We start from the raw sequence: 26,074 nt of genomic DNA, 5'->3' as shown, positions 1-26,074 counted from the left end.
CGGCCCGGTGCTCCCGTGCAGGCGGGAGCACCGGGCCGCCCCCGCGAACGGGTGAAGCCGGGCCCGTGACCCCCACCCGCGTGTGCGTCGGCGCCGCGCGCCGCCTACGCTGCGCCAGGGGAGTTACGTCACGGGAGGCCGACCCTGCTGGTGCTCTGTGTGTTCTTCGCGTTGCTCGGTGCGGCCAGCAACGCGGTGGGAACCGTCCTCCAGCGCAAGGCCGCGCTCGCCGTGCCGCCCAACGACGCGATGCGCCCGCGTCAGATGCTCGCGATGATCCGGCAGCCGGTGTGGCTGCTCGGCATCTGCGGAGTGGCGGGCGCCGCGGCCTTCCAGGCCCTCGCCCTGGTGGCGGGACCCCTGGCCCTCGCGCAGCCCGTCTTCATCCTGGAACTGCCGCTCGCCCTGCTCTTCAGCGTGCCGCTGCTCGGGCGCGCCCTGCCGCGCGCGGGCTGGAGCGGCGTCGCCTGCATGGTCGCGGGTCTGGCGCTCGCCCTGGGCGCCGCGGCGCCGGGCGGCGGCGGCGCGCAGGCGTCCATGGCGCACTGGGTGCCCGCCGTCCTGCTCTGCGTGGGCGCCATCGGCTGGGCGGTCGTCATCGCCCGCCACCGGCCCTCCGGCGCGCCGAGGGCCGCCCTGCTGGGCGCCGCCTCCGCGGTGGCCAACGCGCTCACCGCGGCGCTGATGAAGTCCGCCGCCGACACCTTCTCCGCGCACGGCGGCGTCGCCTTCCTGACCGCCTGGCAGACCTACGGCTTCGCGCTGTGCGGCGTCACCGCGATCTTCCTGCTGGAGAGCGCCCTCCAGTCCGGGCCGATCATCGCCTCGCAGCCCGCCCTCACCCTCGGCGACGCCACCGTCAGCCTGGCGCTGGGCATCACCGTCTACGGCGAGCACATCCGTACCGGCTGGTGGGTCGTGCCGCAGTTGGCGGCCGTCGGCCTGATCGCGTACGGCACCGTCCGGCTCTCCCGCGCGGTCCCGCTGATCAGGGAACTGGCGGGCTGACCGCACGGGCCGCCCGGCACCGACCTGACATCCGCCCGGCACCGGCTCGACAACGGCCCGGCAACGGCCCGGCAGCGGCCCGGCCCTGGCGCGGACCGCGAAGGGGAGCTTAAGGGAACCGGTAGCCGCTTCGGCTTCATCCCCGGAGCGGTTCGCCCAAGCATGGGGCCGTGACCGAACGATTCCTGCACCTCAACGTCAACGCCAACGGGCTGGCGAAACCGCCGAACAGCTGGCGGCACAGCTCGCCGCCCACCTGGTTCCTCGACGTCGCCTCCTGGGAGAAGCTCGGGCGGATCGCCGAGCGCGGCCTGCTGGACGCGGTCTTCCTCGCCGACCACCTCGGCGCCACCGATTTCAGCAAGCCGTGGCACGCCTTCGACCCGTTCATGCTCCAGACGGCGGTGGCCCGCGCCACGCGCCACATCGGTCTGGTGACGACCCTGTCCGCGACCTTCTACCAGCCGTGGGACATCGCGCGCCGCGCCGCGACGCTCGACATCGCCTCCGGCGGCCGGGCGGCGGTCAACATCGTCACCTCCGGCGAGGACGCGGCCGCGGCCCTGTACGGGCGGGGACCGCTTCCCGCACGCGAGGTCAGGTACGGGCGCGCCGAAGAGGTGCTGAACGCCGTCAAGCGGCTGTGGGACTCCTGGGACCCGGACGCCCTGGTCGCCGACCCCACGACGGGCGAACTGGTGGACGACGGCCGGGTCCCGACGGTGGACTTCGACGGCGAACACGTGGGCTTCAGGGGGCGGTTCCAGTTCCCGCGCTCCGTGCAGGGGCGGCCGGTCATCGTCCAGGCCGGAGCGTCGCCCCTGGGCATCGAACTGGCCGCGCAGCACGCGGACGCCGTGTTCTGCGCCTCCAACACCCTGTCGACCGGGCAGGAGTTCTACCGCGGGCTGAAGGCCCGCGCCGCCGCCCACGGGCGTGACCCCGACGAACTCCTGGTCCTTCCCGGCCTCAACATCACCCTCGGCGGCACCGAGGCAGAGGCGATCCGGCGCCGCGCCGAACTGGTCGGTCCCGTGGAGGCGGACGACGCCGCAGTGCGCGCGCTGGCCGTCCAACTCGGCGTCCCCGTCGACCTGCTGAGCCTGGACAAGGCCCTGCCCTGGGACTACATCAACTCGCCGCGGTGGAGCCCGCGCAGCGTCGGCGCCGCCAACGGCGTGCTGTCCGTGGCACGCCAGGGCGACCTCACCGTGCGCGAGGTCCTCGAACGCCGCGCGAACGCGCAGAACGCGATCGTCGGCACGCCCGAGCAGGTCGCCGACGAGATCGAGAGCTGGTTCACCCAACGCGCCGCCGACGGCTTCAACATCAACTTCGACATCTTCCCCTCCGGCCTGGAGCAGGTCGTCGACCACCTGGTGCCGGAGCTCCAGCGGCGCGGGATCTTCCGCAGGGAGTACGAGTCCACCACGCTGCGCGGCCACTACGGGCTTCCGCCCCTGGTGACCGACGCGAGCCGCGCCACCGCGCGCACGGCCTGATCAGGAGACCGCCACCAGTGAGCACACGCCGACTGCACTTGAACGTCAACGCCAACGCGCTGGGCCGAGCACCGGGGGGCTGGCGCCTGCGCGACGACCCGCTCGGCTTCCTCGACATCGACGAATGGGAGAACCTCGGCCGGACCGCGGAACGCGGCCTGCTGGACGCGGTGTTCCTCGCCGAGACCCTCGGATTCTCCCAGCAGGACTTCACCAGGCCGTGGAACGCGATCGACCCGTTCGTCGTGCTGACCGCGATCGCCCGCGCCACCACGCACGTCGGCCTGGTGGCGACCGTGTCGTCCACCTACCGCCACCCCTACCACATCGCCCGGTTGGGCTCCTCGCTCGACCTGGTCTCGGGCGGCCGGGCCGCGGTCAACGTCGTCACCACGCAGTCGCCGCGCGCCGGGGCCCAGTTCGGCCTCGACGCGCACCCCGACCGGGACGCCCGCTACGGCCGCGCGGACGAGGCGATCGCGGTGATCAGGGCGCTGTGGGAGTCATGGGACCCCGACGCGCTCGTCGGTGACAAGGCGTCAGGTGAGCTGACCGACCTGACGAAGGTGCGGGAGGTCGACCACGTCGGCGAGCACCTGCGGGTCAAGACCTGGTACCAGGTGCCGCGTTCGCCGCAGGGCCACCCCGTCGTCCTGCAAGCGGGCGCGTCGGAGCAGGGCATCGACCTGGCCGCGAAGTACGCCGACGCGGTCTTCTGCGCCGCGCACAACCTCCAGCAGGGCAAGGACTTCGCCGCCAAGGTGAAGGCCCGGGCCCGCGACGTTCACGGCCGCGACCCCGACGACGTTCTGATCCTGCCCGGACTGTGGCCGGTCATCGGCAGCACCGAGGCCGAGGCGCGCGAGCGCCGCGACCTGCTGGCCGGTCTGAGCACCGACACCACCGATGCCCTGACGTCGCTGGCGGCGCAGCTCGGCCTGCCGGTGGACAGCCTGGAGCTCGACCGGCAGCCGCCCTGGGACCTGATCAACTCGCCGGAGTGGAAGCCGAGCAGCTACGGCTTCGCCAACTCCGTGCTCCAGTCGGCCCGCAATGAGAACCTGACGGTGCGCGACCTGCTCGACCGGCACATCGCCGGCGGCGGTCACCGCATGGTGGTGGGCACCCCGGAGCAGATCGCCGACGAGATGGAGGCGTACTTCACCGAGGGCGCCGCGGACGGGTTCAACCTGAACCACGACCTCTACCCCGACGGCCTCGACCTCATCGTCGACCACCTGGTGCCGGAGCTCCAGCGGCGCGGGATCTTCCGCAAGGAGTACGAGGCGAGCACGCTGCGCGGCAACCTCGGCCTGCCCATCCCGGCGGCCACCCCGGTCTGAGGCCGCACGGCCGCACGGCGCGACGGAGCCGCCCGGCGTACCGACCCCCATCCCACGGGGCCGGTACGCCGGGCGGCTCTTCGGGCTGCCGCCGGATCAGGAACCGGCGGCGTCCGGCAGGCGCGCCTCGGCCCCGATGGCGCCGGGCCGCAGCGCCCTGTCGCCCTCGACCCGCTCGGCGATACCGGCCAGCCGCGCGGCCTGCTCCGGTGTGAGCGTGACGTCGAACGCGCCGACGTTCTCCCGCAGATACGCGGCGTGCCGGGTGCCGGGGATCGGCACGACGTCTTCACCCCGCGAGAGCACCCAGGCGAGGGCCACTTGACCTGGCTCGGCGCCGAGTTCGGCCGCGACGGCGACGACCTCGTCGGCCAGCTTCACATTCGTGTCGAAGACCTCCTCGGCGAACCGCGGGTGCTCCAGCCGACGGCCCGTCAGGTCCGCGCGGCTGCGCAGCCGACCGGTCAGCCACCCGCGGCCCAGCGGCGAGAACGGCACGATGCCGATGCCCAACTCCCGCGCGATGGACAGCGTTTCGGCCTCGATGTCGCGGGTGAAGAGCGACCACTCGTTCTGGATCGCGGTGACCGGATGTGTGGCATGGGCGCGGCGCAGGGTCCGCGGACCCGGCTCCGACAGGCCGATCCAGCGGACCTTGCCCGCCTCGACCAGCTCCTTCAGCGCGCCGACCGTTTCCTCGATCGGCACCGTCGGATCGACCCGGTGCTGGTAGTAGAGGTCGATGTGGTCGACGCCCAGGCGCCGCAACGAGCCCTCCACCGCCGACCGTACGTACTCCGGACGGCCGTCGATGGGGCGGGCGTCGGGGTTGGTGGCCCGGTCGAGCGGGTTGCCGAATTTGGTGGCGATGACCAGGCCGTCACGGCGGCCCTTGACCGCCTGCCCGAGCAGCGTCTCACTGATGGCCGGGCCGTAGATGTCGGCGGTGTCGAAGAAGTCGATGCCGAGGTCGATCGCCTCGCCCACCAACGCCGACGCGCTGTGCCGCTCGTCGGCGTCGGTGGACCGCGCGAAGCTCATGAAGCCCAGGCCGAGGGCCGAGACCTCCAGCCCCTCGGTGCCGAGCCTGCGTCGAGTGATGTCGGTCAATGGTTACTCCTCAGCCGGTGGTTCGGGAGCGGCGCCGTGTCAGCCGGTCGTCACGTCGTCCAGCGCCGTGGTGTAGTTGAATCCGAGCTTGGACGTGACATTGGTCTTCAGCCCGCCGTACTTGTACGCGGCCTCGACGGTCGCCTGCTGGATCCGCAGGAACTCCGGGTCACCGATCTTGTAGAAGGTCGAGTGCCGGGCGTTCTCCCAGTTGACCTTGGCCACGTCGGGCGTCTGGCTGAGGACCTGCTGCTCGACCTTCTCGTACGCGGTCTCGTGACCGGGAATCCACTGCTCGTAGAAGGTCCGCAGCCGGCCGTAGAAGTCCTTGAGCGCCGCCAGCTTGGCCGGGTCGTCGAGCACCTCGGTCCTGGCGATCCAGCCGCTGCCGCCGAGGATGCCGAGCGTCGCGTTGTCGGCGATCTTGATCGCCTTTCCGGCGTCGACGGGCTTCTTCACGTTGCTGTAGCTGGTCACGACCGCGTCCAGGCGCCCGGCGTTGAAGGCGTTGGCCGCGGCCTGGTTGCTCGGGAACTGCACACCGTGGACGTCCTTGGGGCCGAAGCCGCCCTTCTCCAGCGCGACGACGTAGGCGGCGTAGATGTTGCCGCCGTAGTTGTAGCCGATCTTCTTGCCCTTCAGCTCGGCGAGCGTCGTGATGCCGGAGCTCTTCGTCACGTACACGGCGGCCGGGTAGGGCGCGTCGGGCGTCCAGGTCACCGCGAAGCCCTGGATCGGGGCGCCGGTCTTCGTCCAGTCGGCCGAGGCGTTGGCGGCCTCGAAGGCGGCGGTGTTCTCACCGACCTGGCCGACGTCGATCTGCTTGCCGTACAGCGCCGCCAGTTGGTTCGCCGGGCCCGCGATGATCGGGACCTTGTACTTGTACGGAGTGTCCTCGAACAGGCCCGACTCCTTCAGCAGCGCGGGGAAGTCGGCGGTCTGGTAGCTGATTGTGAGATTGACGCCGGACAGGTCGACCGCGGCGGCGGAGGAGGAACCGCCCGTCGAGCCGCCGTTCGACCCGGAACCCGCGTTCTTCGCGGAGGTCGAGGCGCCGCCGGAACCGCCGCAGGCGGTGGCGACCATGGCGAGGGCGACGGCCGCGAAGGCGGTGAACGTGCGCTGGACGAAGGGGGAGTGCTTGCCGGTGCTGTACATGTGCGATGACTTCCTCGGGATGTGTCGGGTGAAGACGGTTCGTGGTGCTCTGATCTGACGGGCCGTCAATGGCCGGCGGCCACCTCCTCGTCGCCGCCGCCGACGGTGCGGGCCACGCCGAGCTGGTCGAGCAGCGCCGCCCGCAGTTCGAGGAACCGCGGATCGTCGCGGTGGCGGGGCTTGTCGATCTCGACCCGCTGGTCCAGGGCGATCGAACCGCGCGAGAGGACCAGGACACGGTCGGCGAGCAGGATCGCCTCGTCCACGTCATGGGTGACCAGGACGACGGCGGGCTCGTGCTTGGCGCACAGCGCCGCCAGCAGGTCGTGCATCTTGATCCGGGTCAGCGCGTCCAGGGCCGCGAAGGGCTCGTCGAGCAGCAGCAGATCGGGCTCGGTGACCAGCGCGCGGGCGAGCGCGACACGCTGCGCCTCACCGCCGGACAGCGTCCGGGGCCAGGCTTTGGCGTGGCTCTCGATACCGACCTCGGCCAGCGCGTCGAGCGCTTTGCCGTACGCGGCTCGCGGACGCCGCGCGCCGAGCACGACATTGCGCCACACCTTCTGCGCGGGAACCAGCCGCGGCTCCTGGAAGACGGTCGACCGCACGCGGGGCACGACGACATTTCCCTCGTCGGCGGTGTCGAGTCCGCCGACGATACGGAGCAACGTCGTCTTACCGGTGCCGGACGCTCCGAGCAGCGCGACGAACTCCCCCTTCCGCAGCCGGAGATCGACCCCGTCGAGCACCGCACGGCCGTCGAAGACCCGTCGGACCCCCAGCGCGGTGACGGCGTATCCCGCGCTGTCCGCGGCGAGGTCGCCCGGCGATTCAGTTGATACCGACACGGGCCCTCCAGGGCAGGACGAGACGCTCGACGCCGCGCATGACGAAGTCGATGAGGATGCCCAGCACGGCGTAGATCCAGATGCCGGCGATGACGATGTCCGGGCGCTGGTTGTTCTGGGCGTTGATGATCAGATAGCCGATCCCGGCGGTGGAGTTGACCTGCTCGGCCAGCACCAGCGACAGCAGGGAGAAGGAGCAGGCGAAGCGCAGACCGGTGAGGATGCCGGGCAGCGCCGTCGGGAAGATGATCCGGCGGGCGATCCGGAAGCCGCTGAGCCCGAAGGTCCTGCCCGCCTCGATGAGCTTTTGGTCGACGCCCTTCACGGCGTGGAACGTGTTCAGGTAGAGCGGGAACAGCGCCGCGGCGGTGATGAGGGCGAGCTTGGACGGCTCGTCGATGCCGAACCAGGTGACGAACAGCGGGACCAGCGCGATGAACGGCACCGTCCGCAGCATCTGGAGGGTGGCGTCGAAGATCTCCTCGCCGATCTTCCACAGACCGGCGAAGATCCCGAGCACCAGCCCCGCGCTGCCGCCGAGCAGCAGCCCCTCACCGGCCCGCCGCAGCGACACCGGTACGGCGGCCTGGAGCGAGCCGTTGTTCCACAGGTACTGGTACGCCTCGACGATGGTCTTCGGCGAGGGCAGCACGTCCTCGGTGGTCCAGCCCCAGGTCAACGCGAGCTGCCAGAGGGCGATCAGTGCGACGGGCACGCCGACGCGCAGGGTCCAGCCGCTCCAGAAGCGGACCCGCTTGCGCACGCTCTCGCGCCCGCGGTTGCGCGGGCTGAGGTCGATGAGCCCCGCCGCGCCCCGCGGAGTCCTCGTGGCGGTCGGCGCACCCGGCGCGGGCGCGGTGTCGGTGACGGAAGCGGCGCCGGTCAACGCGTCACCTCGGCGGCGGTGTCGACCGGCCGGGTGGTGAGGGGCCTGGCGATGGCGGTCATGAGCGTGTCCTCACAGGGGGTCAGTGCCTCAGGCGAACTTCTTGAACGGAACGGTGTCGTCCTGCGCCAACTCGGCGACCAGGCCGAGCTCCCAGGACAGATAGCGGCGGAATCCGGCCTTGCGGTCCTCGGGGTCGCTCTCGCGCCAGCCGGAGGCGACGACGTCCTCCGGGGCGTGCAACCACTCGGCCCGGCCGGTCTCCACGGGCAGACCGGCCGCGCGCCACGCCGCCGTGCCGCCGTCGAGCACCCGCACCGGACGGCCGGTGGCCGCCGCGAGGTCGGCGGCGGCGTAGCGCGCGAGCACCCCGTCGGAGGAGGTCAGCACGACCGGCCCGGTGCCGGGCAGCTCGGCCGCCGACGCGGCGAGGCGGGCGCGGATGGCGAACCGGGCGCCGGGGACGTGGCCGGTGCGGTACTCCGGGCTGGGCGCCACGTCGAGCACGAGCCGGGTGTCGGCCGGGGCGCCGTCCAGCTCCTGCGCGGTGACCGTCTCGAAGCCGCCGGACGGCGGGTCGAGGACGGGCCGCGGCACCGGGCCGGTCTCCAGGCCGACGCCTTCCAGGGCCCGGTCGAGGACGAACACCTGCGCCCAGCCGATCTGGGCGATCCAGGAAGCGGCGACCGCGGCCCGTACGCCGTCGTTGTCGACGAGGACCACACGGGAATGGTGCGTGCCGACGTGCCGGAACACCCACGGCGCGACATCCCAGCTCGGCGCCGACAGGGAGCCGGGCAGGTGACCGGCCTCGAACTCCTCGGGCGTGCGCACGTCCAGGACGTACAGCGAACGCGTGTCGTCCTTGCCGAACGCCGCGAGCGCCGCCGCGTCGATGTGCTCGATCCCGAAGCGCTCGCCGAAGCGGGCCGCGCTCTCCCGCGCCGCCTCCAGCGCCGCGCCGGTCGGCGGCGCCACCGAGGACGTCTCGCCGTGGTCGAGTTCGTGCCCCTCCAGCACCCAGGACTGGGTGCCGCCCTCCAGCGACACCACCCGGTTCGGCAGGCCCGCGTTGATGAGCACCTGGGCGCCGAGGATGCTCCGCGTGCGCCCGGCGCAGTTGACCACGACGAGCGTGTCGGGCGACGACACCGCCTCGGCCGCGCGGTAGACGAGTTCGGCGCCAGGTATCGACGTCCCGCCGGGCAGGCTGTGGTCGCGGAACTCGCCGATGGGGCGGCTGTCCAGCAGCACTATGTCCTCACCGGCCGCGCGGCGGCTCAGGAAGTCCGGCACGCTGATGTGCGGCGTCCGGTAGACCTCCTCGATCCACTCGCCGAAGGCCTGCCCGATGACGTGATCGCCGCCGCTGTGGACCTTGTGCCCGGCCGCGGCCCACGCGGCGAGGCCGCCGTCGAGCACCCGGACGTCGGTGTAGCCGAGCGCGCGCAGCCGGGCCGCGCCCCGCCCCGCCAGCTCCGCGTCGCCGCCGTCGTAGACGACGACCGGCGTGTCACGGCGGGGGACCAGCGCCCCCACCTTCAGCTCCAGGACGCTGAGCGGGATCGAGACGGCGAGCAGGATCGACCCCTGCGCCGCCGTGACGCCGGACTCACGGACGTCGACGAGCGCGTACTCCTGGCCGCCGTCGAGCAGCGCGCGCAACTCGTCGACGGCGATGGCGGGGGCCACGGATTCGGTCATGGGAACTCTCCTGGACTCTGGTCGGATCAGTAGTGGATGGCGCCGGGCACGCCGCCGCCGGCGTAGACGCCGTCGCCGACGACGGCCACGCTGCGCGGCGAGGCGAGGAAGGCGACCACCCACGCCACCTCGTGCGGCTCGATCACCCGGCCGATGACGTTGCCCGGCGCGGCGGGCGCCGCGCCGTCGGCCGCGCCGCCGCTCTGCAGCTCGACGTACCGCTCGGTGCGGGTGGGACCGGGGTGGACGACGGTGACGTTGACGCCGTGCGGGCCGAGTTCGTCGGCGACGTTCTTGGTCAGCGCGATCACCGAGGCGTTGCGGACCGAGCCGATCACCGAGACGGTCGAACGGGCCCCGGTGCCGCTGATGTTGATGACACGGCCCCAGCCGTTCTCGATCAGCAGCGGCGCGACGGCCTTGATGGTGCGCAGATAGCCGATCACCTTGACGTTGAGCTGCCGTTGGAACCAGGCGTCGTCGGCGTCCTGGAAGCTCGGCCCCTTCTGCGCGGGCTGCTCGGCGGCGTTGTTGACGAGGATGTCGATACCGCCGAAGGCCGCTCTCACGGTGTCGACCAGCTCGCGCACCGAGTCGTCGTCACCGGTGTCGGCCCGCACAGCGAGCACGTCGGCGCCGGTCGACTCCCTGATCCGTACGACCGCGTCGTCCAGGACGTCCCCCCGCCGTCCGGTGATCGCCACCCGCACGCCCTCGCGCGCCAGTTCCTCGGCGATGGCGTAACCGATGCCCGTGCCGCCCCCGGTGACGACGGCGCGTTTTCCTTCGAGTTCGAGACCCATGGACTTCCCCGATCGAGTGCCCGACGGCGACGCCGAGCTGCGAATAGGGCCTCAGCCTGCGGGGACGGGAAGGGGCGAACAAGAAGATCTGGCTACAGCAATAGCCGGGACCTGGCTTAACAGTGGGGTGGGCGAGGGCGGCCGGGGCGGCACTGTGCGAATCGACACGATCTAGGACGTGGTGGGAATCGGGGTGGGTGTGCGATCCTCGGTGCGTGACCGGGACGGACCTCTTCGCGCGACGCCATGTCGATCTCATGCGCGTCTGCGTCGCCGCCTGTCGTCGTTGATCCGCACCACGCCGTTGGTGCCGAAGCGCGGCCTGCCCTCCTAGGAGCGCCGCCGCTCGTCAGAATCGAACCCAGACCGCCGCCGCCGGTACCGGCCGCGCCGCGCCTGGGTGTCGTGGGGGTCAACTCGACAACATCTGAGGTCAACCATGAGCATGCTCGACCTGCGTCGCATGATGCTGCTACGCGATCTCGCCGATCTTGGCACGGTCACCGCCGTCGCCGAACGGCGCAACATCACCAACTCCGCCGTCTCACAGCAACTCCGGGTCCTGGAGGTCGAGACCGGCTCGATCCTGTTCCGCAGGGACGGGCGCACCCTGGGCCTCACCCGCAGCGGCCGGATCCTCGTGGACCACGTACGCGTCGTGCTCGGCGCCGTCGACGACGCGATGAGCGCGCTCGCGGCCACCCGCGACCAGGTCTCGGGACAGATCGCGATGGTCTCCTACAACCTGGGCATACCCGTCCTGGCGGCGCCGCTGATCCACCTGCTGAGCGCCGAGGAGCCGCACTTGCAGATCCACCTCCAGCAGGCCGAGGCCGATGACGCGCTGCGCCTGCTGCGCCAGGGCGAGGTCGACGTGGCCGTCACCTACCGGTGCGACTTCGAGGCGCAGGACCTGCTCAACGGGCTGAGCCGGGAGGTGCTGCTGGTCGAGCCGTTCGTGCTCCTTGCGCCGACCGGGCTGCACGCCCGGGTCCGCAGCCTGGGGCTCGCCGCGCTCGCCGAACAGGTGTGGGTCACCGGTCTGGCCAACTCCACCCTGGACACCGCGCTGCTGCGGGCCGCCGAGCGGGCCGGGTTCACCCCGCGGATCACGCACCGGCTGGTGACCGCCCAGATCGTCTGCGACCTGGCCGCCACCGAGGTCGTCTCGGCGATCGTGCCCCGGCTGTCCGTACCGGCGCACCTGGAACACCTCATCGTCGAGGGCGTGCCGATCGGCTACCGCACGATCAGTTCGGTCACGCGCACCACCCGCAGGAACGACCCGAACATCGCGCTCGTCCTGCGCACGCTGCGCTCGATCGGTGAACAGGCGCTGCACAGACGGGTCCTGCGGGTCGCCTCCTGACCGCGCCGCCAGGACCGCGTACCGCGCCGCGCACCCGCGCGGGCCGAACCGGGACCGCGCCGCGCTGACGAGCGCGCCTCGGCCCGACAGTTAAGCGCAGCCGCAACGACGCCGTAGCCGAACCTTGTTGATCGGCCACGCCGCCGGATCGACGCTGAGGTGCCACAGGAACCGGGCGCCACAGTGAGCAGGGGAGCACGCATGACCGAAACAGCCGAGGCCACGAGCGGTGTCACCTTCGGCTCGGCGCGACTGCGGGAGCTGATCGAGCACATCGGCGACGGCGCGATCGGGCGGGACGAGCGCGACGAACTGCCGTACGCGGCCGTCGAGGCGGCGAAAAGGGCAGGGCTCGGCGCCCTGCGGGTGCCGGTCGAACGGGGCGGGGGCGGCGCGAGCCTCACCCAGCTCTTCGAGGTGTTCATCGACCTGGGCGCCGCGGACTCCAATGTGGCGCACATCCTGCGCAGCCACTTCGGTGTGGTGGAGGGGCTGCTGCGCGGCGCCCGCCCCGAGGACGCGGTCTGGCTCGACCGTGTCGCGCGCGGTGAGCTGATCGGCTCCGCCTCCACCGAACTGGGCGCGAAGGCGGGGGCCACCGACTTCCCGTACCGGACCACCGTCAGCCGCACGGACGGCGGCCTGCGGCTGAACGGCACGAAGCACTACACCACGGGCAGCCTGTACATGGACTGGCTGGTCGTCGGCGTCACCGACGTGGACGGCGGGAGGGCCCAGGTCATCGTCCCCACCGACCGCCCCGGCGTGCTGCGCCCCAACGACTGGGACGGCTTCGGCCAGCGCTTCACGGGCAGCGGCACGGTGACCTTCGACGATGTCGCCATCACACCCGAGGACTACTTCACCCGGGCGACCGACGCCCGCGAACCCGTCCCGTACCCCGCGACGTTCTTCCACATCCAGCTCAACGCGATGATCGCGGGCATCCTGCGCCGGGTGGCGGCCGACGCCGTCGCACACGTCCGGGCCAAGAAACGGGCTTTCTACCACGCGCCCGCCGACGCGCCGACCGAGGACCCGATCGTGCAGTACAGCGTGGGGCTGCTGCACAGCCAGGCGTTCGCCGCGCAGGCCCTGGTCCTGACCGCCGGACGAGCGCTGGAGGACGCCTACGCGGCGCACGGCACCCCCGAGGAGGCCGAGCTGTCCGCGCGCGCGTCGCTGCTCAACGCCAAGGCCAAGGTCGTCGTGGACGAACTCGCCAACCGCGCCGCGTCCGAGCTCTTCGACATCGGCGGCGGCTCGCTGGTCCGCCGCGGCGCCCACCTCGACCGGCACTGGCGCAACATCCGTACGATCGCCGCCCACAATCCGAAGACGCTCAAAGCGGTCGCGGTGGGCCGCTACGAACTCAACGGAACGCCGCTGCCGAACCAGGGCTTCTTCTAGGAACCGCCCCGACACGTCCGGGGCCGCGGCGCTTGCGCTGGAGTCCACTCCAGCTCCTAGGGCGTGTCCGCAAGGTCGCGTCGTCCGCCCGGAGGGCGGGGCTGGCGGTGTCTGGTGCGTGCGATCGCAAGGCGTAGGGTCGTCCTCATAGTGGGCCTATTCGGATGAGCCCGACAACGCAGCGAGCGTGCGTGCCAGGCGCCGCCAGCCAGACGAGACTTTGCGGACACGCCCTAGCGTGTGAGGCATGACAACGACTCAGCACGCGATCGGCTCGGGATTCGGCGCACAGACCACCGCGCGGGAGGTGCTGGAGGGGATCGACCTGACCGGCAGGCTCGCCCTCGTCACCGGCGGCTACTCCGGCATCGGTCTGGAGACCACCCGCGCGCTGGCCGCGGCGGGCGCCCACGTCGTCGTACCGGCCAGGCGGCCCGCGACCGCCAAGGACGCGCTCGACGGCGTCGACGGCGTGGAGGTCGACGAGCTCGACCTGGCCGACCTCGACAGCGTCCGCGGTTTCGCCGAGCGCTTCCTGGCCACCGGGCGCGGCATCGACATCGTCATCAACAGCGCCGCCGTCATGGCCTGCCCCGAGACGCGGGTAGGACCCGGCTGGGAGGCGCAGTTCGCCACCAACCACCTCGGGCACTACGCGCTGGTGAACCGGCTGTGGCCGGCGATCGAGGACGGCGGCGCGCGCGTCGTCGCGGTCTCCTCGGCCGGTCACCACTACTCCGCCATCCGCTGGGACGACCCGCAGTTCGCGCGCGGCGGCTACGAGAAGTGGCAGGCGTACGGCCAGGCCAAGACGGCCAACGTGCTGTTCGCGGTGCACCTCGACCAGCTCGCCGCGCGGCGCGGGGTGCGGGCCTTCGCGCTGCACCCCGGCGGCATCCTCACCCCGCTCCAGCGCCACCTGCCCCAGTCGGAGCTGATCGAGCGCGGCCTGATCGACGAGAACGGCGAACCGCTGGAGTCCGCCGGGCTCAAGAGCACCGAGCAGGGCGCCGCCACCCAGGTCTGGGCCGCCACCTCGCCCATGCTCGACGGCAAGGGCGGCGTCTACCTGGCGGACTGCGAGATCGCCGAGCCCGCGCCCGCGGACGGCACCAGGATCGGTGTGAAGGACTACGCGGTCGACCCGGACCAGGCCGCCCGGCTGTGGACGCTGTCCGCCGAACTGACCGGTGTGGACGCCGTCACGCCCCGGTAGGCCGCCCGCTCACGCCCCGCCCGCACCCGCGACCCCGCACTCCCCAGCAGCCGGTAGGGGGTCGCGGCACCGGGCGGCGTAATGTTGCCCAAGGCAAACAGAGCAGCATTACGGGAGAGGAAGCAGCACCATGAGTGCTCAGGCAGACGCCGCGCCGGCCGGCACCGCGGCGCCCCCGACGGAGTACACACACCGGCAGATCATGGTCATCCTCTCGGGGCTGCTGCTCGGCATGTTCCTGGCGGCACTGGACCAGACGGTGGTCTCCACGGCCATCTACAAGATCGGTGAGAGCCTCAACGGCCTGACCGCCCAGGCGTGGGTGACCACCGCCTTCCTGATCACCTCGACGATCAGCACACCGCTGTACGGCAAGCTCTCCGACCAGTACGGGCGCAAGCCGTTCTTTCTCTTCGCCATCGCGATATTCATCGTCGGCTCGGCGCTGTGCATGCTGTCGACGTCGATGTACATGCTCGCGGGCTTCCGCGCCCTCCAGGGCATCGGCGCGGGCGGGCTGTTCTCGCTCGCGCTCGCCATCGTCGGCGACATCATCCCGCCGCGCCAACGAGCCAAGTACCAGGGCTACTTCATGGCCGTCTTCGGCACGTCCAGCGTGCTCGGACCGGTCATCGGCGGCGCGCTGGCCGGGCAGGACTCGCTGCTCGGCATCGACGGCTGGCGCTGGATCTTCCTGATCAACGTCCCCATCGGCATCCTCGCCCTGTTCGTGGTCGCCAGGGTCCTGCACGTGCGCCAGGAACGACGGCCGCACCGGATCGACTACCTCGGGGCGACCGCGCTGATCGTCGCCCTCGTACCGCTGCTGATCGTGGCCGAACAGGGCCGCGAGTGGGGCTGGGGCGCCGCGTCCTCGCTGTCCTGCTACATCATCGGCGCGGTCGGCATCGTCGCCTTCCTGCTGGCCGAGCGCCGGGCGGGCGAGGAGGCGCTGCTGCCGCTGCGGCTCTTCCGCAACGGCGTCTTCGCGGTCGGCTCCGCGCAGTCCGCGATCATCGGCATCGGCATGTTCGGCGGCATCACGCTGCTGCCGCTCTACCTCCAGCTTGTCAAGGGCAACTCGCCGACCAAGGCCGGTCTGCTCACCCTGCCGCTGGTGCTCGGCATCATGATCTTCTCGATGGTGTCCGGCCAGATCACCTCGCGCACCGGCCGCTACAAGATCTTCCCCATCATCGGCTGCGCCCTGCTGGTGGGCGGCATGCTGATGCTGTGGCAGATGTCGGCCGACAGCAGCCTGTTCTACGTGGACGTGTCGATGTTCGTCGTCGGCGCCGGACTCGGCCTGAACATGCAGACGATCGTGCTGGCCATGCAGAACGCGGTGCCGCCGCGCGACATCGGTGTCGCCACCTCCTCGACGACCTTCTTCCGGCAGATGGGCGGCACGCTCGGCGTCGCCGTCTTCCTGTCGATCGTCTACTCCGTCGTGGGCGGCAAGATCGGCTCCGCCTTCGCCGCCGCCAAGGGAGGAGAAGCGTTCCAGCAGGCCGCCGCCGCGCACCCGGACCAGCTCAAGACGCTCACCTCGGCGTCCTCGGGCAGCACGGGCACGCTCAACGACACGTCGTTCCTCAGCCATGTCGACCCGGCGCTCGCCCACCCCTTCAAGACCGGCTTCACCGACGCGATCAACGTCGCCTTCCTCGTCGGCGCGGGCGTCCTGGTGATTGCCTTCGTGCTGTCGCTGCTCATCAAGGAGGTCCCGCTGCGCACCACGGCGGGGGACTTCTCGCAGGAGGAGAAGGTGGAGGCGGCGACCTCCTGAGTCAGGGCGTGTCCGTCGGCTCGCCGCACAGCCGGTACAGCAGCGCGTAGGCCGTCTTGACGATGCGGCAGCCGCGGTCGTGCCGGGTGGCGCATCCGGCCACCGCCGTACCGGTCGCCGGGTGGAAGCCGAGGAACGTCTGCTGCCCGAAGGTGGCCCCCGCGTGGAAGAGCAGGGGGCCACCCGGCGCCGGATGGCGGTACCAGGTCAGCGTGTGCGTGTTCCGGTGACCGAGCCCCCGGCGCAGTTGCGGGACCTGGACGTCGCGCAGCGCCGCCTCCAACGCCGTGCCGCCGGGCCGCAGGTGTGCCTCGGCGTAGCGGAGCAGGTCGGTCGGTGTGGACCGGACCCCGCCCGCCGCCGTGAAGGCCGCCATGTCGGTCGGCGGCAGCGGCGTACGCCCGTCGGTCCGGTAGCCGACCGCCGCGCGGACACCGCCCGGCCCCGTCGTGGTGCCGTGCAGCCCCAGGGGCGCCAGCACCCGCCCCGCCAGCAGCGTGCCGTAGTCCGTTCCGGTGGCGTGTTCCATCGCGGGTCCGAGCAGCGCGATGCCGAGGTTGGAGTAGTGCCAGCGGCTGCCGGGGGCGTGGCGGGTACGGGTGTCCGCGAAGGCCCGCAGCAGCCGTCCGGTGTCGTAGCGGGCGTAGCTGTTGGTGTACGGCCGCAGCACCGCGCCCGCCACCAGGTCACGCGGCACGCGCGGCAGCCCCGAGGTGTGGGTCGCCAGGTGCCGCAGCGTGATCCGCCGCGCGTACGGGTGGGGGAGCGGCAGGTCCGGCAGGTGCGCGGCGAGCGGGTCGTCGAGACCGAGTACGCCGTCGCGGGCGAGTGCCGCCAGCAGCAGCACGGTGAACGTCTTGGAGAGCGAGCCGAGTTCGTACCGCGCCTCCTCGCGCGCCGCCCGCGGCGGCGCGCTGCCGCCGCCCACCAGCGTCCGCCGTCCCGCGCGGGAGACGGCCAGCACGACATCGGGCGCCCTGACCTCGGTGACCGCCCGCTCCAGCAGGTCGCGGACCGGCGCGCCGTCGGCCGTACGGTCCTCGGCCTCGTCCGGCGCGAGGTCCACCGCCGTGGCGCTCACGCGACCGCGTCCGTGTCCGCCGACAGCGCGCGGGAGGTGGCCATCGCGGAGGCGAAGGCGGCGACCAGCGTCGGGTGGTGCACCTGGTCGAAGACCTCGGCCGCGTCCCCGTCCGGCATCCCGTTGCGCACCGGCATCGCACCGCTGTCGGACTGCGCGGCGGCGTACCGCTCCCACACCTCGCCGTCGAGCGCCGGGCGCGGCAGACAGGCGTCCACGACCAGCAGTTCGCCGAGCAGGTCCCAGTGGGCGAGGTCGGCCCAGTCCTCGGTCCAGGCCGGGAGATACCGCGTCAGATAGTCGACGATCGCGGGCGGGATGCGGTCCGGCGCCTCGCCCCAGTTGGTGAGGTGGAAGACGGTGTGCGTGAGGTCGTACGCGATGTGGAACTGCACCGTCCAGGGCTCCGGCGTCTGGCCCAGCCAGGTGCGCTCCACGGCCAGGTCGAAGTCACCGCTGGGCACCAGGCCCAGCTTGCGCTCGGCGTTGAGCAGGCCCAGGCGCCGGTTGGGCACCATCTCCAGGGCCCGCCAGGACGCCGTGCGGCGCGAGAGGGCGACCGCGTCCTCCACACCGGGGTGCCGGTGGCCCAGTTCGTAGAAGGTCGCGTAGATCTCCAGCGGCACGGGGGAGAGCGGTTCGTCGCGCTGGAGCGCCGCCAGTACGTTGCCGCCGTCCAGCAACTCGCGCCAGGCGAAGTCCAGCAGCCGCAGCGACCGGTCGCGCTGCCGTGACCCGGCCACGCCCTCGCGCGAGAGCACCCGCATGTTGATCGCCAACTCGCCGATGGGCTTGAGGCGTTCGATGACCGCGCCGCTGGTGGCGCGGTCGTCGTCGGTGAGCCGGAAGTGCTCCCGGTTCGCGTCGAGCCAGGCCAGCGCGCGCTCGCCCACCTGGTGCAGGAGCGCGGGGGATGCGGCCGTCGTCATCACGATGCTGCCTCGCTTTCCAGGACCGGGCGCCGTACGCCCGCGGTCGGGCCCGCCGGCCGCGTCGGGCCGATCCGGGCCAGGGTGGCCGCGAAGGCGGTCACCAACGTGGAGTGGTAGCAGGCGGTGAACGCCTCGGCGGCGGCCGTGCCCGGCGGCGGCGCGGCGCCGATCTCGGGCACCGCGCCGTCCGCGCCCTGCGCCCCGGCCAACAGCCGCCAGGCCGCCGCGTCCGGGACGGGCGCGGGCAGGCAGGCCGCCACGGCGAGCAGTTCGCCGACCAGATCCCACAGCTCCTCCTCCAGCCAGCTCTCCAGCCAGGACGGGATCCACAGCCGCAGATACTCGGCGCGGTCGGCGGGCATCCGGTGCGGGGCGCGGCCCCAGTCGGTGAGGTGGAAGACGTCGTGCGTCACGCCGTAGGCCGCCTTGCGGTCCAGCGTCCACGGCTCGACCGCCCGGCCGAGTCCCGTCATGGCCAGCACCGCGTCGAAGTCGGCGTGGTGTCGCAGCCCGATCCGCCGCTCGGCGTTGAGCACGCCGAGGGTACGGGTGTGGTCCTCGCGCGCCACCCGCCAGCCGCGCAGCCCGGTCATGGTGCGCACCAGTTCCTCGACGCCCGGATGGCTCAGCCCGGTCTGCGCGAAGACCCCGTACAGCTCGACCGGGTAGGTCGCGCGCGGCTCGCCGCGGATCAGGTCGCCGAACAGCTCACCGTCGCGCGTCTCACGCCAGGCGAAGCGGAAGAGGCCGTCCGCGAGGTCGCGGACGGCGGGCAGCGGGTGGTGCGTACGGATGAGGTGACTGAGTTCGGCCAGCTCGCCGAGGGGTTTGAGCGTGGTGTTGGGATCGGCGTCGGTCGTCACGTCCGGGGGCAGCCGGAAGCACGGGCGCATGCCGTCCAGCCAGGTGAGCGCCGAGACGGCCATGCGGTCCAGCGGCTCCGGGCCGGCGCCCGCCGCGGGGACCCGGCCGCCGGTCACGAACCGCGCCCGTGGAAACGCGCCGCCGCGGTGATGTGCAGCGCCACGCGGGGGTCGTCGCCGCTCATCTGACGGACGAACACCAGGCCGCTGTCCAGACCGAGCGAGTCCGGAACGTCCGGCAGGCCCGCCAGCCAGCGGCCGATCCCGGCCGCCTGGAGCCAGTCCCGACGGCGGACCGCGCGGACGAAGCCGCGGGCCAGGTCGTCGGTGCGCTCCGCCAGGCACCCGGCCAGCGGGGTGTCGAGCCCCGGCAGTGACAGCGAGGCCAACTGCGAGGCCCGGTGGGCCAGTCGCGGCCACGCGTCGGTGGCGGCCCACCGCGTCGCGGCGGGCGGCTCCGGCGGCCGGCCGTCGGCGTCCGCGGGCAGGAAGGCGCGCGCCGCCGCCGCGAGCCCCCGGTAGCTCCACACCGACACCTCGGAGGCGTCGGCCCCCGGCGGATAGGCGGCGAGCGCGGCGCGGACGAGGGCCTGATCGGCCGTGCCCGCCGCGCCGCCCGTGTCATGGGCGGGGCCGCGGTCCAGCGCGTACGGCGCCAGTACGTCGGCGCCCAGTACCCGGATCGCGGCCGATGCCACCGCTTCGCCCTGCGGGAGTACGCGCGACAGCGCATAGGAACCGCCCCCGCCCCGAAGGGCGAGGGCGACTGCCTGTGCGACGTCGGCGACCACAGCGCTCAGCGGGGATGTCCCCTGCGCCTGCTCTGCCAACGTGACCCCTCAGTTCAGGACGCGTCCGTCTTCGTCGGACGGGGGGTCGGGGGCGAGATCAGCAGAAGTCCTACGAGGAGCAGACCGCCGCCGCACTCGCGCGTGTCGCGGTAGATGCCCTCGGGTTCCGCGGAGTCCAGCAGTCCTTCGACCTCAGCGGCGAGGACCGCCGACTCGACCGGGGCTGTGAGATCCGAGTTCATGGAATCATCTCCTTGTTCGGCTGGATCTCCTTCAGCATGGCCGAGGTTCCAAAGTGCCGCAAACGGAACAAATCACCCATGCGGTGACCCGTGTCGCGGCCCGTGCGACACCGGCGCGTACGGCCCGGTCCGCGCCCCGGACACCGCGGCTCTTTCCTCGCCCGCGCGGCATCCGTCGTGGCCCGACGCTCCCGTACGACCGCGCGGGGAAGGGGAGTTCACGGCCATGAATATTGTCTGACAAGTGAGGTCGGGTGCCCGGCCCTGCCCGACGCGGGCCCTCTGACCTGCGCCGGGACGTCGTCATGCGGCGCGCGTGCGGCGGTATCCGGGGCGTCCGCGCGGGGCGCGGAGGTGGGGGCGGGTAGGACACGGGTCGGTCACGGGATATCTTGATGTCGAGCAATGTTGCAGACCTGGACGGAGTGACCGGTGGCTGACTCGACCATCATCTACACGCATACCGACGAGGCTCCGGCCCTGGCGACGTACTCGCTGCTGCCGGTGATCGAGGCGTACGCCTCCACCGCCGGGGTCACCGTCGAGACCCGCGACATCTCGCTGTCGGGGCGAATCATCGCCGTCTTCCCCGAGTACCTGCGCGAGGACCAGCGGATCGACGACGCGCTCGCCGAGCTGGGTGAACTGGCCAAGACGCCCGCCGCGAACATCATCAAGCTGCCGAACGTCTCGGCGTCGATCCCGCAGCTCAAGGCCGCCATCGCCGAGCTGCGCGAGCAGGGCTACGCGCTGCCCGACTACCCGGACGACCCGAAGTCCGACCAGGACAAGGACGTCCGCGCCCGCTACGACAAGGTCAAGGGCAGCGCCGTCAACCCGGTGCTGCGCGAGGGCAACTCCGACCGCCGCGCCCCCGCCTCGGTGAAGAACTACGCCAAGGCGCACCCGCACCGCATGGGCGCCTGGACGCCGGAGTCCAAGACGAACGTCGCGCACATGGACGGCGACGACTTCCGTTCGACCGAGAAGTCCGCGGTCGTCTCCGAGGCCGGATCGCTCCGCATCGAGCTGGCCGGGGACGACGGCAGCACCACCGTGCTGCGCGAGTCCGTACCCGTACTGGCCGGTGAGGTCGTGGACGCCGCCGTCCTGCGGGTCGCGGCGCTGCGTGAATTCCTCACCGCCCAGATCGCCCGCGCCAAGGCCGAGGGCGTGCTGTTCTCGGTGCACCTCAAGGCCACCATGATGAAGGTCTCCGACCCGATCATCTTCGGCCACGTCGTACGCGCCTTCTTCCCCAAGACCTTCGCCGAGCACGGCGCCACGCTCGCCGCGGCCGGTCTCACCCCGAACGACGGCCTCGGCGGCATCCTCAAGGGTCTGGAGTCGCTGCCCGAGGGCGCCGCGATCAAGGCGTCCTTCGACGCCGAGCTCGCCGAGGGCCCCGAGCTGGCCATGGTCGACTCCGACCGCGGCATCACCAACCTGCACGTGCCCAGCGACGTCATCGTGGACGCGTCCATGCCCGCCATGATCCGCACCTCGGGTCACATGTGGGGGCCTGACGGCCAGGAGGCCGACACCCTCGCGGTCATCCCGGACCGCAGCTACGCGGGCATCTACCAGGTCACCATCGACGACTGCCGCGCGCACGGCGCCTTCGACCCGGCCACCATGGGCTCGGTGCCCAACGTCGGCCTGATGGCCCAGGCCGCCGAGGAGTACGGCAGCCACGACAAGACCTTCGAGATCCCCGTCACCGGTACGGTGCGCGTGGTCGACGGAGCCGGCCGGGCCGTGCTGGAGCAGACCGTCAGCGCGGGCGACATCTTCCGCATGTGCCAGACCAAGGACGTGCCGATCCAGGACTGGGTCAAGCTCGCCGTCACCCGCGCCCGCGCCACCGGCACCCCCGCGGTGTTCTGGCTGGACGAGGACCGCGCGCACGACGCCAACCTGATCGCCAAGGTCGAGCGGTACCTGCCCGAGCACGACACCGACGGCCTCGACATCCGGATCCTGCCGCCGGTCGACGCCATCGCCTTCTCGCTGGAGCGGATCCGCCGCGGCGAGGACACCATCTCCGTGACCGGCAACGTGCTGCGCGACTACCTCACCGACCTCTTCCCGATCCTCGAACTCGGCACGAGCGCCAAGATGCTCTCGGTCGTCCCGCTGATCAACGGCGGCGGACTGTTCGAGACCGGCGCCGGCGGCTCCGCGCCCAAGCACGTGCAGCAGCTCGTCAAGGAGAACTACCTGCGCTGGGACAGCCTCGGTGAGTTCCTCGCCCTCGCGGTGAGCTTCGAGCACCTCGCGCAGAGCACGGACAACCCGCGCGCCCAGATCCTCGCGGACACCCTCGACCGGGCGACCGGCACCTTCCTCAACGAGGACAAGTCGCCCAGCCGCCGCCTCGGCGGCATCGACAACCGCGGCAGCCACTTCTACCTGGCCCTCTACTGGGCCCAGGAGCTGGCCGCGCAGACCGACGACATCAAGCTCGCGGAGGCGTTCGGCGCGCTCGCCACGACGCTGGCCGAGCAGGAGCAGGCCATTGTCGGCGAGCTGATCGCGGTCCAGGGCTCGCCGGTCGACCTCGGCGGCTACTACCGGCCCGACGCGGCCAAGGCCGCGGCCGTCATGCGGCCGTCGCAGACGCTGAACCAGGCGCTGTCGACCCTGGGCTGACGCCGCCGCCACCGGGCTGACCTGTACGGATCGACCCCGGCGGACATCACCGCATCGCACATCCCCGCGCCCCGACCGGCATGTCCGGCCGGGGCGCGGGCACGAGTCCCGGTGCTTTGCGATAGTTGAGATGTCCCGCTTGTACGCGGACCCCTTCCGATCCACGGGGTCCCTGTCCGATCCGAGCCTGATGAGGAACGCATTGACGACACAGGAGAGCGCCGTGCCCGCGGCACCGTCCCCGGCGGCGGAACCGCAGGCGGTGCTGAGCCCGCTGACCACCGCGGCGACCTTCCTGGTGGTGACCGTCGACCCCGGCGGCGAGGCCGTGGCGCGCGACCTGCTGGCCGACCTCGCGGGCTTGCAGCGGTCGATCGGCTTCGGCAGCCCCGAGGGCAGGCTGAGCTGTGTCGCGGGCATCGGCTCCGAGGCGTGGGACCGGCTCTTCGCCGGACCGCGCCCCGCCGGGCTGCACCCCTTCGAGGAACTGCGCGGCGCCCGGCACCGGGCCGTCTCCACCCCCGGCGACCTGCTCTTCCACATCAGGGCCACCCGGATGGACCTGTGCTTCTCGCTCGCCACCGAGATCATGAACCGGCTGCGCGGGTCGGTCACCCTCCGCGACGAGACCCAGGGCTTCGTCTACCGCGACGCCCGCGACCTGCTCGGCTTCGTCGACGGCAGCGAGAATCCGGTCGGCCCGGCCGCCCACCGGGCCGTGCTCATCGGTGACGAGGACCCCGACTTCGCGGGCGGCAGCTACGTCATCGTGCAGAAGTATCTGCACGACCTCGACGCCTGGAACGCGCTGCCCGTCGAGGAGCAGGAAAAGATCATCGGCCGCCGCAAGCTGAGCAATGTGGAGCTGGACGAGGACGCCTCGCACGTCGCGCTCAACACCATCACCGAGGCCGACGGCACCGAGCGCAAGATCCTGCGCGACAACATGCCCTTCGGCAGTCCGGGCAGGGGCGAATTCGGCACCTACTTCATCGGTTACGCGCGCACCCCCGACGTCACCGAGCAGATGCTGCGGAACATGTTCCTCGGCCAGCCGCCCGCCACCCACGACCGCATCCTGGACTTCTCCACGGCGGTCACCGGGACCCTGTTCCACGCCCCGGCCGCCGGTTTCCTGGACGACCTCCCCGACCCGCCCGCCCGCGCGTCCGCGCCGGGCACCGCGACCCCGGCCGCACCCGCCCCCGTCATGGTCCCCGTCGAATCCGCCACCGTCGAATCCGCCCCCGCCGTACCCGACGACTCACTGGGTATCGGCGACCTGAAGAGGAGCACCACGCCGTGAACAACCTGCATCGTGAACTGGCCCCCATCTCCGCCGCCGCCTGGGCCGATCTGGAGGACGAGGCGCGACGCACGTTCAAGCGCAACGTGGCGGGGCGCCGGATCGTGGACGTACCGGAACCGGCCGGATCCGAGCTGTCCGCCGTCGCCACCGGGCACCTCGACGCCATCGAGTCGCCCGCCGACGGCGTCGCCGCGCACGTACGGCGCTCGCAGCCGGTGGTCGAACTGCGGCTGCCCTTCAGCGTCGACCGCCGCCAGGTGGACGACGTCGAGCGCGGCGCGAAGGACGCGGACTGGCAGCCCGTCAAGGACGCCGCCCGGCAGCTCGCCTTCGCCGAGGACCGGGTGATCTTCGAGGGCTACCCGGCCGCCGGTATCGACGGCATCCGCGCCGCCTCCTCCAACCAGGCGATCACCCTGCCCGACGACGTACGCGACTACCCGAACGCCGTCAGCCAGGCGATCACCGCGCTGCGCCTCGCGGGCGTCGACGGCACCTACCACCTGGCGCTCAGCGCCGACGCGTACACCGCGGTCAACGAGACCTCGGACCACGGCTACCCGATCCACCAGCACCTGGCCCGGCTGCTGGACGGCGACATCATCTGGGCGCCCGCCATCGACGGCGCCTTCCTGATCGCCGGCCGCGGCGGCGACTTCGAACTGCGCCTCGGCCAGGACCTGTCCATCGGCTACCTGTCCCATGACGACACCAGCGTGCGGCTCTACTTCCAGGAGACCCTGACCTTCCTCGTCCACACCGCGGAAGCCGCCGTCTCCCTGAAGTCCGCCCCGCGCGCCATCGCGGTCTGAGTCAGGGCGACCGGGTCCGGTCGGGTTCCAGGAACGCCAACGACTCCCGGAGGTTGTGCTCGACGACGCCCAGCATGAAGTCGCGGTCGGGGAAGTCGCCGTCGAGCAGGCGCAGCGGCCCGGCGACGAGCGACAGCCGCATGGCGAGCGCGTAAAATCGCAGCCGCCGCCCGTCCAATTCCGCCCCGCCCCGCTCCGGACCCCGGCCGGGCGCCGGGCGGCCGGGCAGCAGCCGGGCGTAGTGGTCGCCGAAGCGGATGCGCAGGAAGGCGTGCTCCCACTCGACGTCGAAGTACATCAGCCCCTCGACGTCGATCAGGACCGGCCTGCCTCGGGCGTCCACCAGTACGTGGTCGGGACCGAGTTCGCCGTGCACGACGGCGAACCGCTCGCGCGCGGGCACCGCGGCGTACGCCGTCCGCACGACGTCCTCCAGCCGGTCGCGGACGACGGCGATACGGGTGTCGCGCCGGGCGGCCTCGTACAGGTCGTCGAGGGCCCGGTCCAGGACGGCCCCCTCGCACGAACCGCCTTTCGACACACCGCCGTTGTCGACCAGCGCGACCTTGCCGAAGCCCGGAGCGGTGTGGTCCGCCATCAGGCCGAGCGCTTCGGCGAGGCGGTCCATGACCGGGGCCGCGCTCCGGGGGTCGGCGCGCAGCATCTCCTCAAGGGTCGAGCCCCGCACGTCCTCGACCACCGCGATGTCGGCGGGGTAGTGCGCCTTGCTGGTATCGGTCAGACGGATCCGCGGTGAGCGGACGCCGAGGTCGTGAAGGCGCCCGTGCGCGGCCTCGAAGAGGTCGATGCCGGAGGCGTGCGAGAACGGGTCGGTGTGGTCAGCGTCCGTGCCGTCGCTCGGCCAGTAGTCCTCGGTGTCGTCCCAGATGTAGACGATGACCGTCGAGTCGTCGTCGAGCGTCAGCCGGTAGACGCCCTTCTTGCTGCCGCCGCGCAGTCGGTCGACCCGTGCGATGCGGCGGCCGGGTCCGAGGGCGGCCCGTGCCACCCCTTCCAGCCGCTCGCGGTCCGGAAATCCGCGTTCCGTGTGCATGCCCCACCCCTCGTGATCGACCGTGCAGTCTCCCACGGGCGGCGGTGACGATGCGTATTCCCTTGTCCCCGTACGCCCGTGCCGCGTCGCGGAGACCTGGCCCATCCCGGATAGCCGGCCGTGCGCGGGGGCATACGCCGAACACAGGAGCGACGAGGACGGCGTACGGGGAACGGTGACAGCGACCGCACG

General features: G+C 71.9%; 22 protein-coding genes. 10 read left to right on the top strand and 12 right to left on the bottom strand.

Going from position 1 to position 26,074, the window contains the following annotated elements; all coding sequences use genetic code 11:
- Positions 1 to 144 precede the first annotated feature (144 nt).
- The 3 genes from ACZ37P_RS33995 (at position 145) to ACZ37P_RS33985 (ending at position 3,853) form a co-directional block, all read left to right on the top strand.
- Complete coding sequence (locus tag ACZ37P_RS33995) at positions 145 to 1,008, top strand: DMT family transporter (protein ID WP_355347646.1); 864 nt, start codon at positions 145 to 147, stop codon at positions 1,006 to 1,008.
- Between the two features lie 170 nt (positions 1,009 to 1,178).
- A complete protein-coding gene (locus ACZ37P_RS33990; RefSeq protein WP_355347528.1) occupies positions 1,179 to 2,510 on the top strand; it encodes an NtaA/DmoA family FMN-dependent monooxygenase in 1,332 nt (443 codons plus the stop codon).
- Positions 2,511 to 2,527: 17 nt separating this feature from the next.
- Positions 2,528 to 3,853: an NtaA/DmoA family FMN-dependent monooxygenase gene (locus ACZ37P_RS33985; protein ID WP_391164256.1), complete on the top strand. Its 1,326-nt coding sequence runs from the start codon at positions 2,528 to 2,530 to the stop codon at positions 3,851 to 3,853.
- 96 nt (positions 3,854 to 3,949) lie between these two features.
- Here ACZ37P_RS33985 and ACZ37P_RS33980 read toward each other — a convergent pair whose 3' ends face one another.
- The 6 genes from ACZ37P_RS33980 to ACZ37P_RS33955 form a co-directional block, all read right to left on the bottom strand.
- Entirely contained in the window at positions 3,950 to 4,954 is a 1,005-nt protein-coding gene (locus ACZ37P_RS33980) for an aldo/keto reductase (RefSeq protein WP_467350296.1), read from the bottom strand.
- 48 nt (positions 4,955 to 5,002) lie between these two features.
- Positions 5,003 to 6,121 carry an ABC transporter substrate-binding protein gene (locus tag ACZ37P_RS33975; protein WP_355347519.1) on the bottom strand — a complete coding sequence of 373 codons (1,119 nt, stop codon included), beginning with the start codon at positions 6,119 to 6,121 and terminating at the stop codon, positions 5,003 to 5,005.
- Positions 6,122 to 6,186: 65 nt separating this feature from the next.
- On the bottom strand, positions 6,187 to 6,969 hold the full coding sequence (locus ACZ37P_RS33970) for an ABC transporter ATP-binding protein (protein ID WP_467350251.1): 783 nt from the start codon (positions 6,967 to 6,969) through the stop codon (positions 6,187 to 6,189).
- Entirely contained in the window at positions 6,953 to 7,855 is a 903-nt protein-coding gene (locus ACZ37P_RS33965) for an ABC transporter permease (RefSeq protein ID WP_355347516.1), read from the bottom strand. Before ACZ37P_RS33965 ends, ACZ37P_RS33970 begins: the two co-directional genes overlap by 17 nt.
- A gap of 90 nt (positions 7,856 to 7,945) precedes the next feature.
- On the bottom strand, positions 7,946 to 9,559 hold the full coding sequence (locus tag ACZ37P_RS33960) for a rhodanese-like domain-containing protein (RefSeq protein ID WP_467350249.1): 1,614 nt from the start codon (positions 9,557 to 9,559) through the stop codon (positions 7,946 to 7,948).
- 26 nt (positions 9,560 to 9,585) lie between these two features.
- Complete coding sequence (locus ACZ37P_RS33955; protein WP_467350248.1) at positions 9,586 to 10,362, bottom strand: SDR family NAD(P)-dependent oxidoreductase; 777 nt, start codon at positions 10,360 to 10,362, stop codon at positions 9,586 to 9,588.
- A gap of 439 nt (positions 10,363 to 10,801) precedes the next feature.
- Here ACZ37P_RS33955 and ACZ37P_RS33950 point away from each other — a divergent pair, with 439 nt between their 5' ends.
- From ACZ37P_RS33950 to ACZ37P_RS33935, 4 genes are all read left to right on the top strand, one after another.
- Positions 10,802 to 11,731, top strand: coding sequence for a LysR family transcriptional regulator (locus ACZ37P_RS33950; RefSeq protein ID WP_355347507.1), 930 nt, complete (start codon positions 10,802 to 10,804; stop codon positions 11,729 to 11,731).
- 201 nt (positions 11,732 to 11,932) lie between these two features.
- On the top strand, positions 11,933 to 13,141 hold the full coding sequence (locus tag ACZ37P_RS33945; RefSeq protein ID WP_467350246.1) for an acyl-CoA dehydrogenase family protein: 1,209 nt from the start codon (positions 11,933 to 11,935) through the stop codon (positions 13,139 to 13,141).
- A gap of 247 nt (positions 13,142 to 13,388) precedes the next feature.
- Positions 13,389 to 14,357, top strand: a complete 969-nt coding sequence (locus tag ACZ37P_RS33940; RefSeq protein WP_401720655.1) for an SDR family NAD(P)-dependent oxidoreductase — start codon at positions 13,389 to 13,391, stop codon at positions 14,355 to 14,357.
- 130 nt (positions 14,358 to 14,487) lie between these two features.
- On the top strand, positions 14,488 to 16,146 hold the full coding sequence (locus ACZ37P_RS33935; RefSeq protein WP_391052099.1) for an MDR family MFS transporter: 1,659 nt from the start codon (positions 14,488 to 14,490) through the stop codon (positions 16,144 to 16,146).
- Between the two features lies 1 nt (position 16,147).
- Here ACZ37P_RS33935 and ACZ37P_RS33930 read toward each other — a convergent pair whose 3' ends face one another.
- The 5 genes from ACZ37P_RS33930 to ACZ37P_RS33910 are packed head-to-tail and all read right to left on the bottom strand — an operon-like array spanning position 16,148 to position 20,055.
- Positions 16,148 to 17,227, bottom strand: a complete 1,080-nt coding sequence (locus tag ACZ37P_RS33930) for a serine hydrolase domain-containing protein (protein WP_467350244.1) — start codon at positions 17,225 to 17,227, stop codon at positions 16,148 to 16,150.
- Positions 17,224 to 18,156 carry a DUF6895 family protein gene (locus ACZ37P_RS33925; RefSeq protein WP_401720661.1) on the bottom strand — a complete coding sequence of 311 codons (933 nt, stop codon included), beginning with the start codon at positions 18,154 to 18,156 and terminating at the stop codon, positions 17,224 to 17,226. The genes ACZ37P_RS33930 and ACZ37P_RS33925 overlap by 4 nt, the downstream gene beginning before the upstream one ends.
- Positions 18,156 to 19,139, bottom strand: a complete 984-nt coding sequence (locus ACZ37P_RS33920) for a DUF6895 family protein (RefSeq protein WP_355347490.1) — start codon at positions 19,137 to 19,139, stop codon at positions 18,156 to 18,158. Before ACZ37P_RS33920 ends, ACZ37P_RS33925 begins: the two co-directional genes overlap by 1 nt.
- A complete protein-coding gene (locus ACZ37P_RS33915; protein ID WP_467350242.1) occupies positions 19,136 to 19,852 on the bottom strand; it encodes a hypothetical protein in 717 nt (238 codons plus the stop codon). Before ACZ37P_RS33915 ends, ACZ37P_RS33920 begins: the two co-directional genes overlap by 4 nt.
- A 14-nt stretch (positions 19,853 to 19,866) precedes the next feature.
- Positions 19,867 to 20,055, bottom strand: coding sequence for a hypothetical protein (locus tag ACZ37P_RS33910; protein ID WP_391052108.1), 189 nt, complete (start codon positions 20,053 to 20,055; stop codon positions 19,867 to 19,869).
- A 432-nt stretch (positions 20,056 to 20,487) separates the two neighbouring features.
- Between ACZ37P_RS33910 and ACZ37P_RS33905 the strand changes: the two genes are divergently transcribed.
- The 3 genes from ACZ37P_RS33905 (at position 20,488) to ACZ37P_RS33895 (ending at position 24,828) form a co-directional block, all read left to right on the top strand.
- Positions 20,488 to 22,707 (top strand): NADP-dependent isocitrate dehydrogenase, encoded by a 2,220-nt coding sequence (locus ACZ37P_RS33905; RefSeq protein ID WP_467350241.1) that lies wholly within the window; start codon positions 20,488 to 20,490, stop codon positions 22,705 to 22,707.
- A gap of 190 nt (positions 22,708 to 22,897) precedes the next feature.
- A complete protein-coding gene (locus ACZ37P_RS33900) occupies positions 22,898 to 24,013 on the top strand; it encodes a Dyp-type peroxidase (RefSeq protein ID WP_467350240.1) in 1,116 nt (371 codons plus the stop codon).
- A complete protein-coding gene (locus tag ACZ37P_RS33895) occupies positions 24,010 to 24,828 on the top strand; it encodes a family 1 encapsulin nanocompartment shell protein (protein ID WP_355347477.1) in 819 nt (272 codons plus the stop codon). The genes ACZ37P_RS33900 and ACZ37P_RS33895 overlap by 4 nt, the downstream gene beginning before the upstream one ends.
- Before the next feature lies 1 nt (position 24,829).
- Here the strand turns inward: ACZ37P_RS33895 and ACZ37P_RS33890 are convergent, their stop codons facing one another.
- Positions 24,830 to 25,882 carry a phosphotransferase family protein gene (locus tag ACZ37P_RS33890; RefSeq protein WP_467350239.1) on the bottom strand — a complete coding sequence of 351 codons (1,053 nt, stop codon included), beginning with the start codon at positions 25,880 to 25,882 and terminating at the stop codon, positions 24,830 to 24,832.
- Positions 25,883 to 26,074 lie beyond the last annotated feature (192 nt).

The organism is Streptomyces sp. NPDC024632 (assembly GCF_055559175.1).
This window is presented reverse-complemented; position numbering and strand designations above follow the sequence as displayed.

What these genes read in the sequence shown, in the direction of transcription:
- ACZ37P_RS33975 (WP_355347519.1), bottom strand. Translation starts at nt 6,121, where the DNA reads ATGTACAGCACCGGCAAGCACTCCCCCTTCGTCCAGCGCACGTTCACC.
- ACZ37P_RS33960 (WP_467350249.1), bottom strand. Translation starts at nt 9,559, where the DNA reads ATGACCGAATCCGTGGCCCCCGCCATCGCCGTCGACGAGTTGCGCGCG.
- ACZ37P_RS33955 (WP_467350248.1), bottom strand. Translation starts at nt 10,362, where the DNA reads ATGGGTCTCGAACTCGAAGGAAAACGCGCCGTCGTCACCGGGGGCGGC.
- ACZ37P_RS33950 (WP_355347507.1), top strand. Translation starts at nt 10,802, where the DNA reads ATGAGCATGCTCGACCTGCGTCGCATGATGCTGCTACGCGATCTCGCC.
- ACZ37P_RS33945 (WP_467350246.1), top strand. Translation starts at nt 11,933, where the DNA reads ATGACCGAAACAGCCGAGGCCACGAGCGGTGTCACCTTCGGCTCGGCG.
- ACZ37P_RS33940 (WP_401720655.1), top strand. Translation starts at nt 13,389, where the DNA reads ATGACAACGACTCAGCACGCGATCGGCTCGGGATTCGGCGCACAGACC.
- ACZ37P_RS33935 (WP_391052099.1), top strand. Translation starts at nt 14,488, where the DNA reads ATGAGTGCTCAGGCAGACGCCGCGCCGGCCGGCACCGCGGCGCCCCCG.
- ACZ37P_RS33925 (WP_401720661.1), bottom strand. Translation starts at nt 18,156, where the DNA reads ATGACGACGGCCGCATCCCCCGCGCTCCTGCACCAGGTGGGCGAGCGC.
- ACZ37P_RS33910 (WP_391052108.1), bottom strand. Translation starts at nt 20,055, where the DNA reads ATGAACTCGGATCTCACAGCCCCGGTCGAGTCGGCGGTCCTCGCCGCT.
- ACZ37P_RS33900 (WP_467350240.1), top strand. Translation starts at nt 22,898, where the DNA reads ATGAGGAACGCATTGACGACACAGGAGAGCGCCGTGCCCGCGGCACCG.
- ACZ37P_RS33890 (WP_467350239.1), bottom strand. Translation starts at nt 25,882, where the DNA reads ATGCACACGGAACGCGGATTTCCGGACCGCGAGCGGCTGGAAGGGGTG.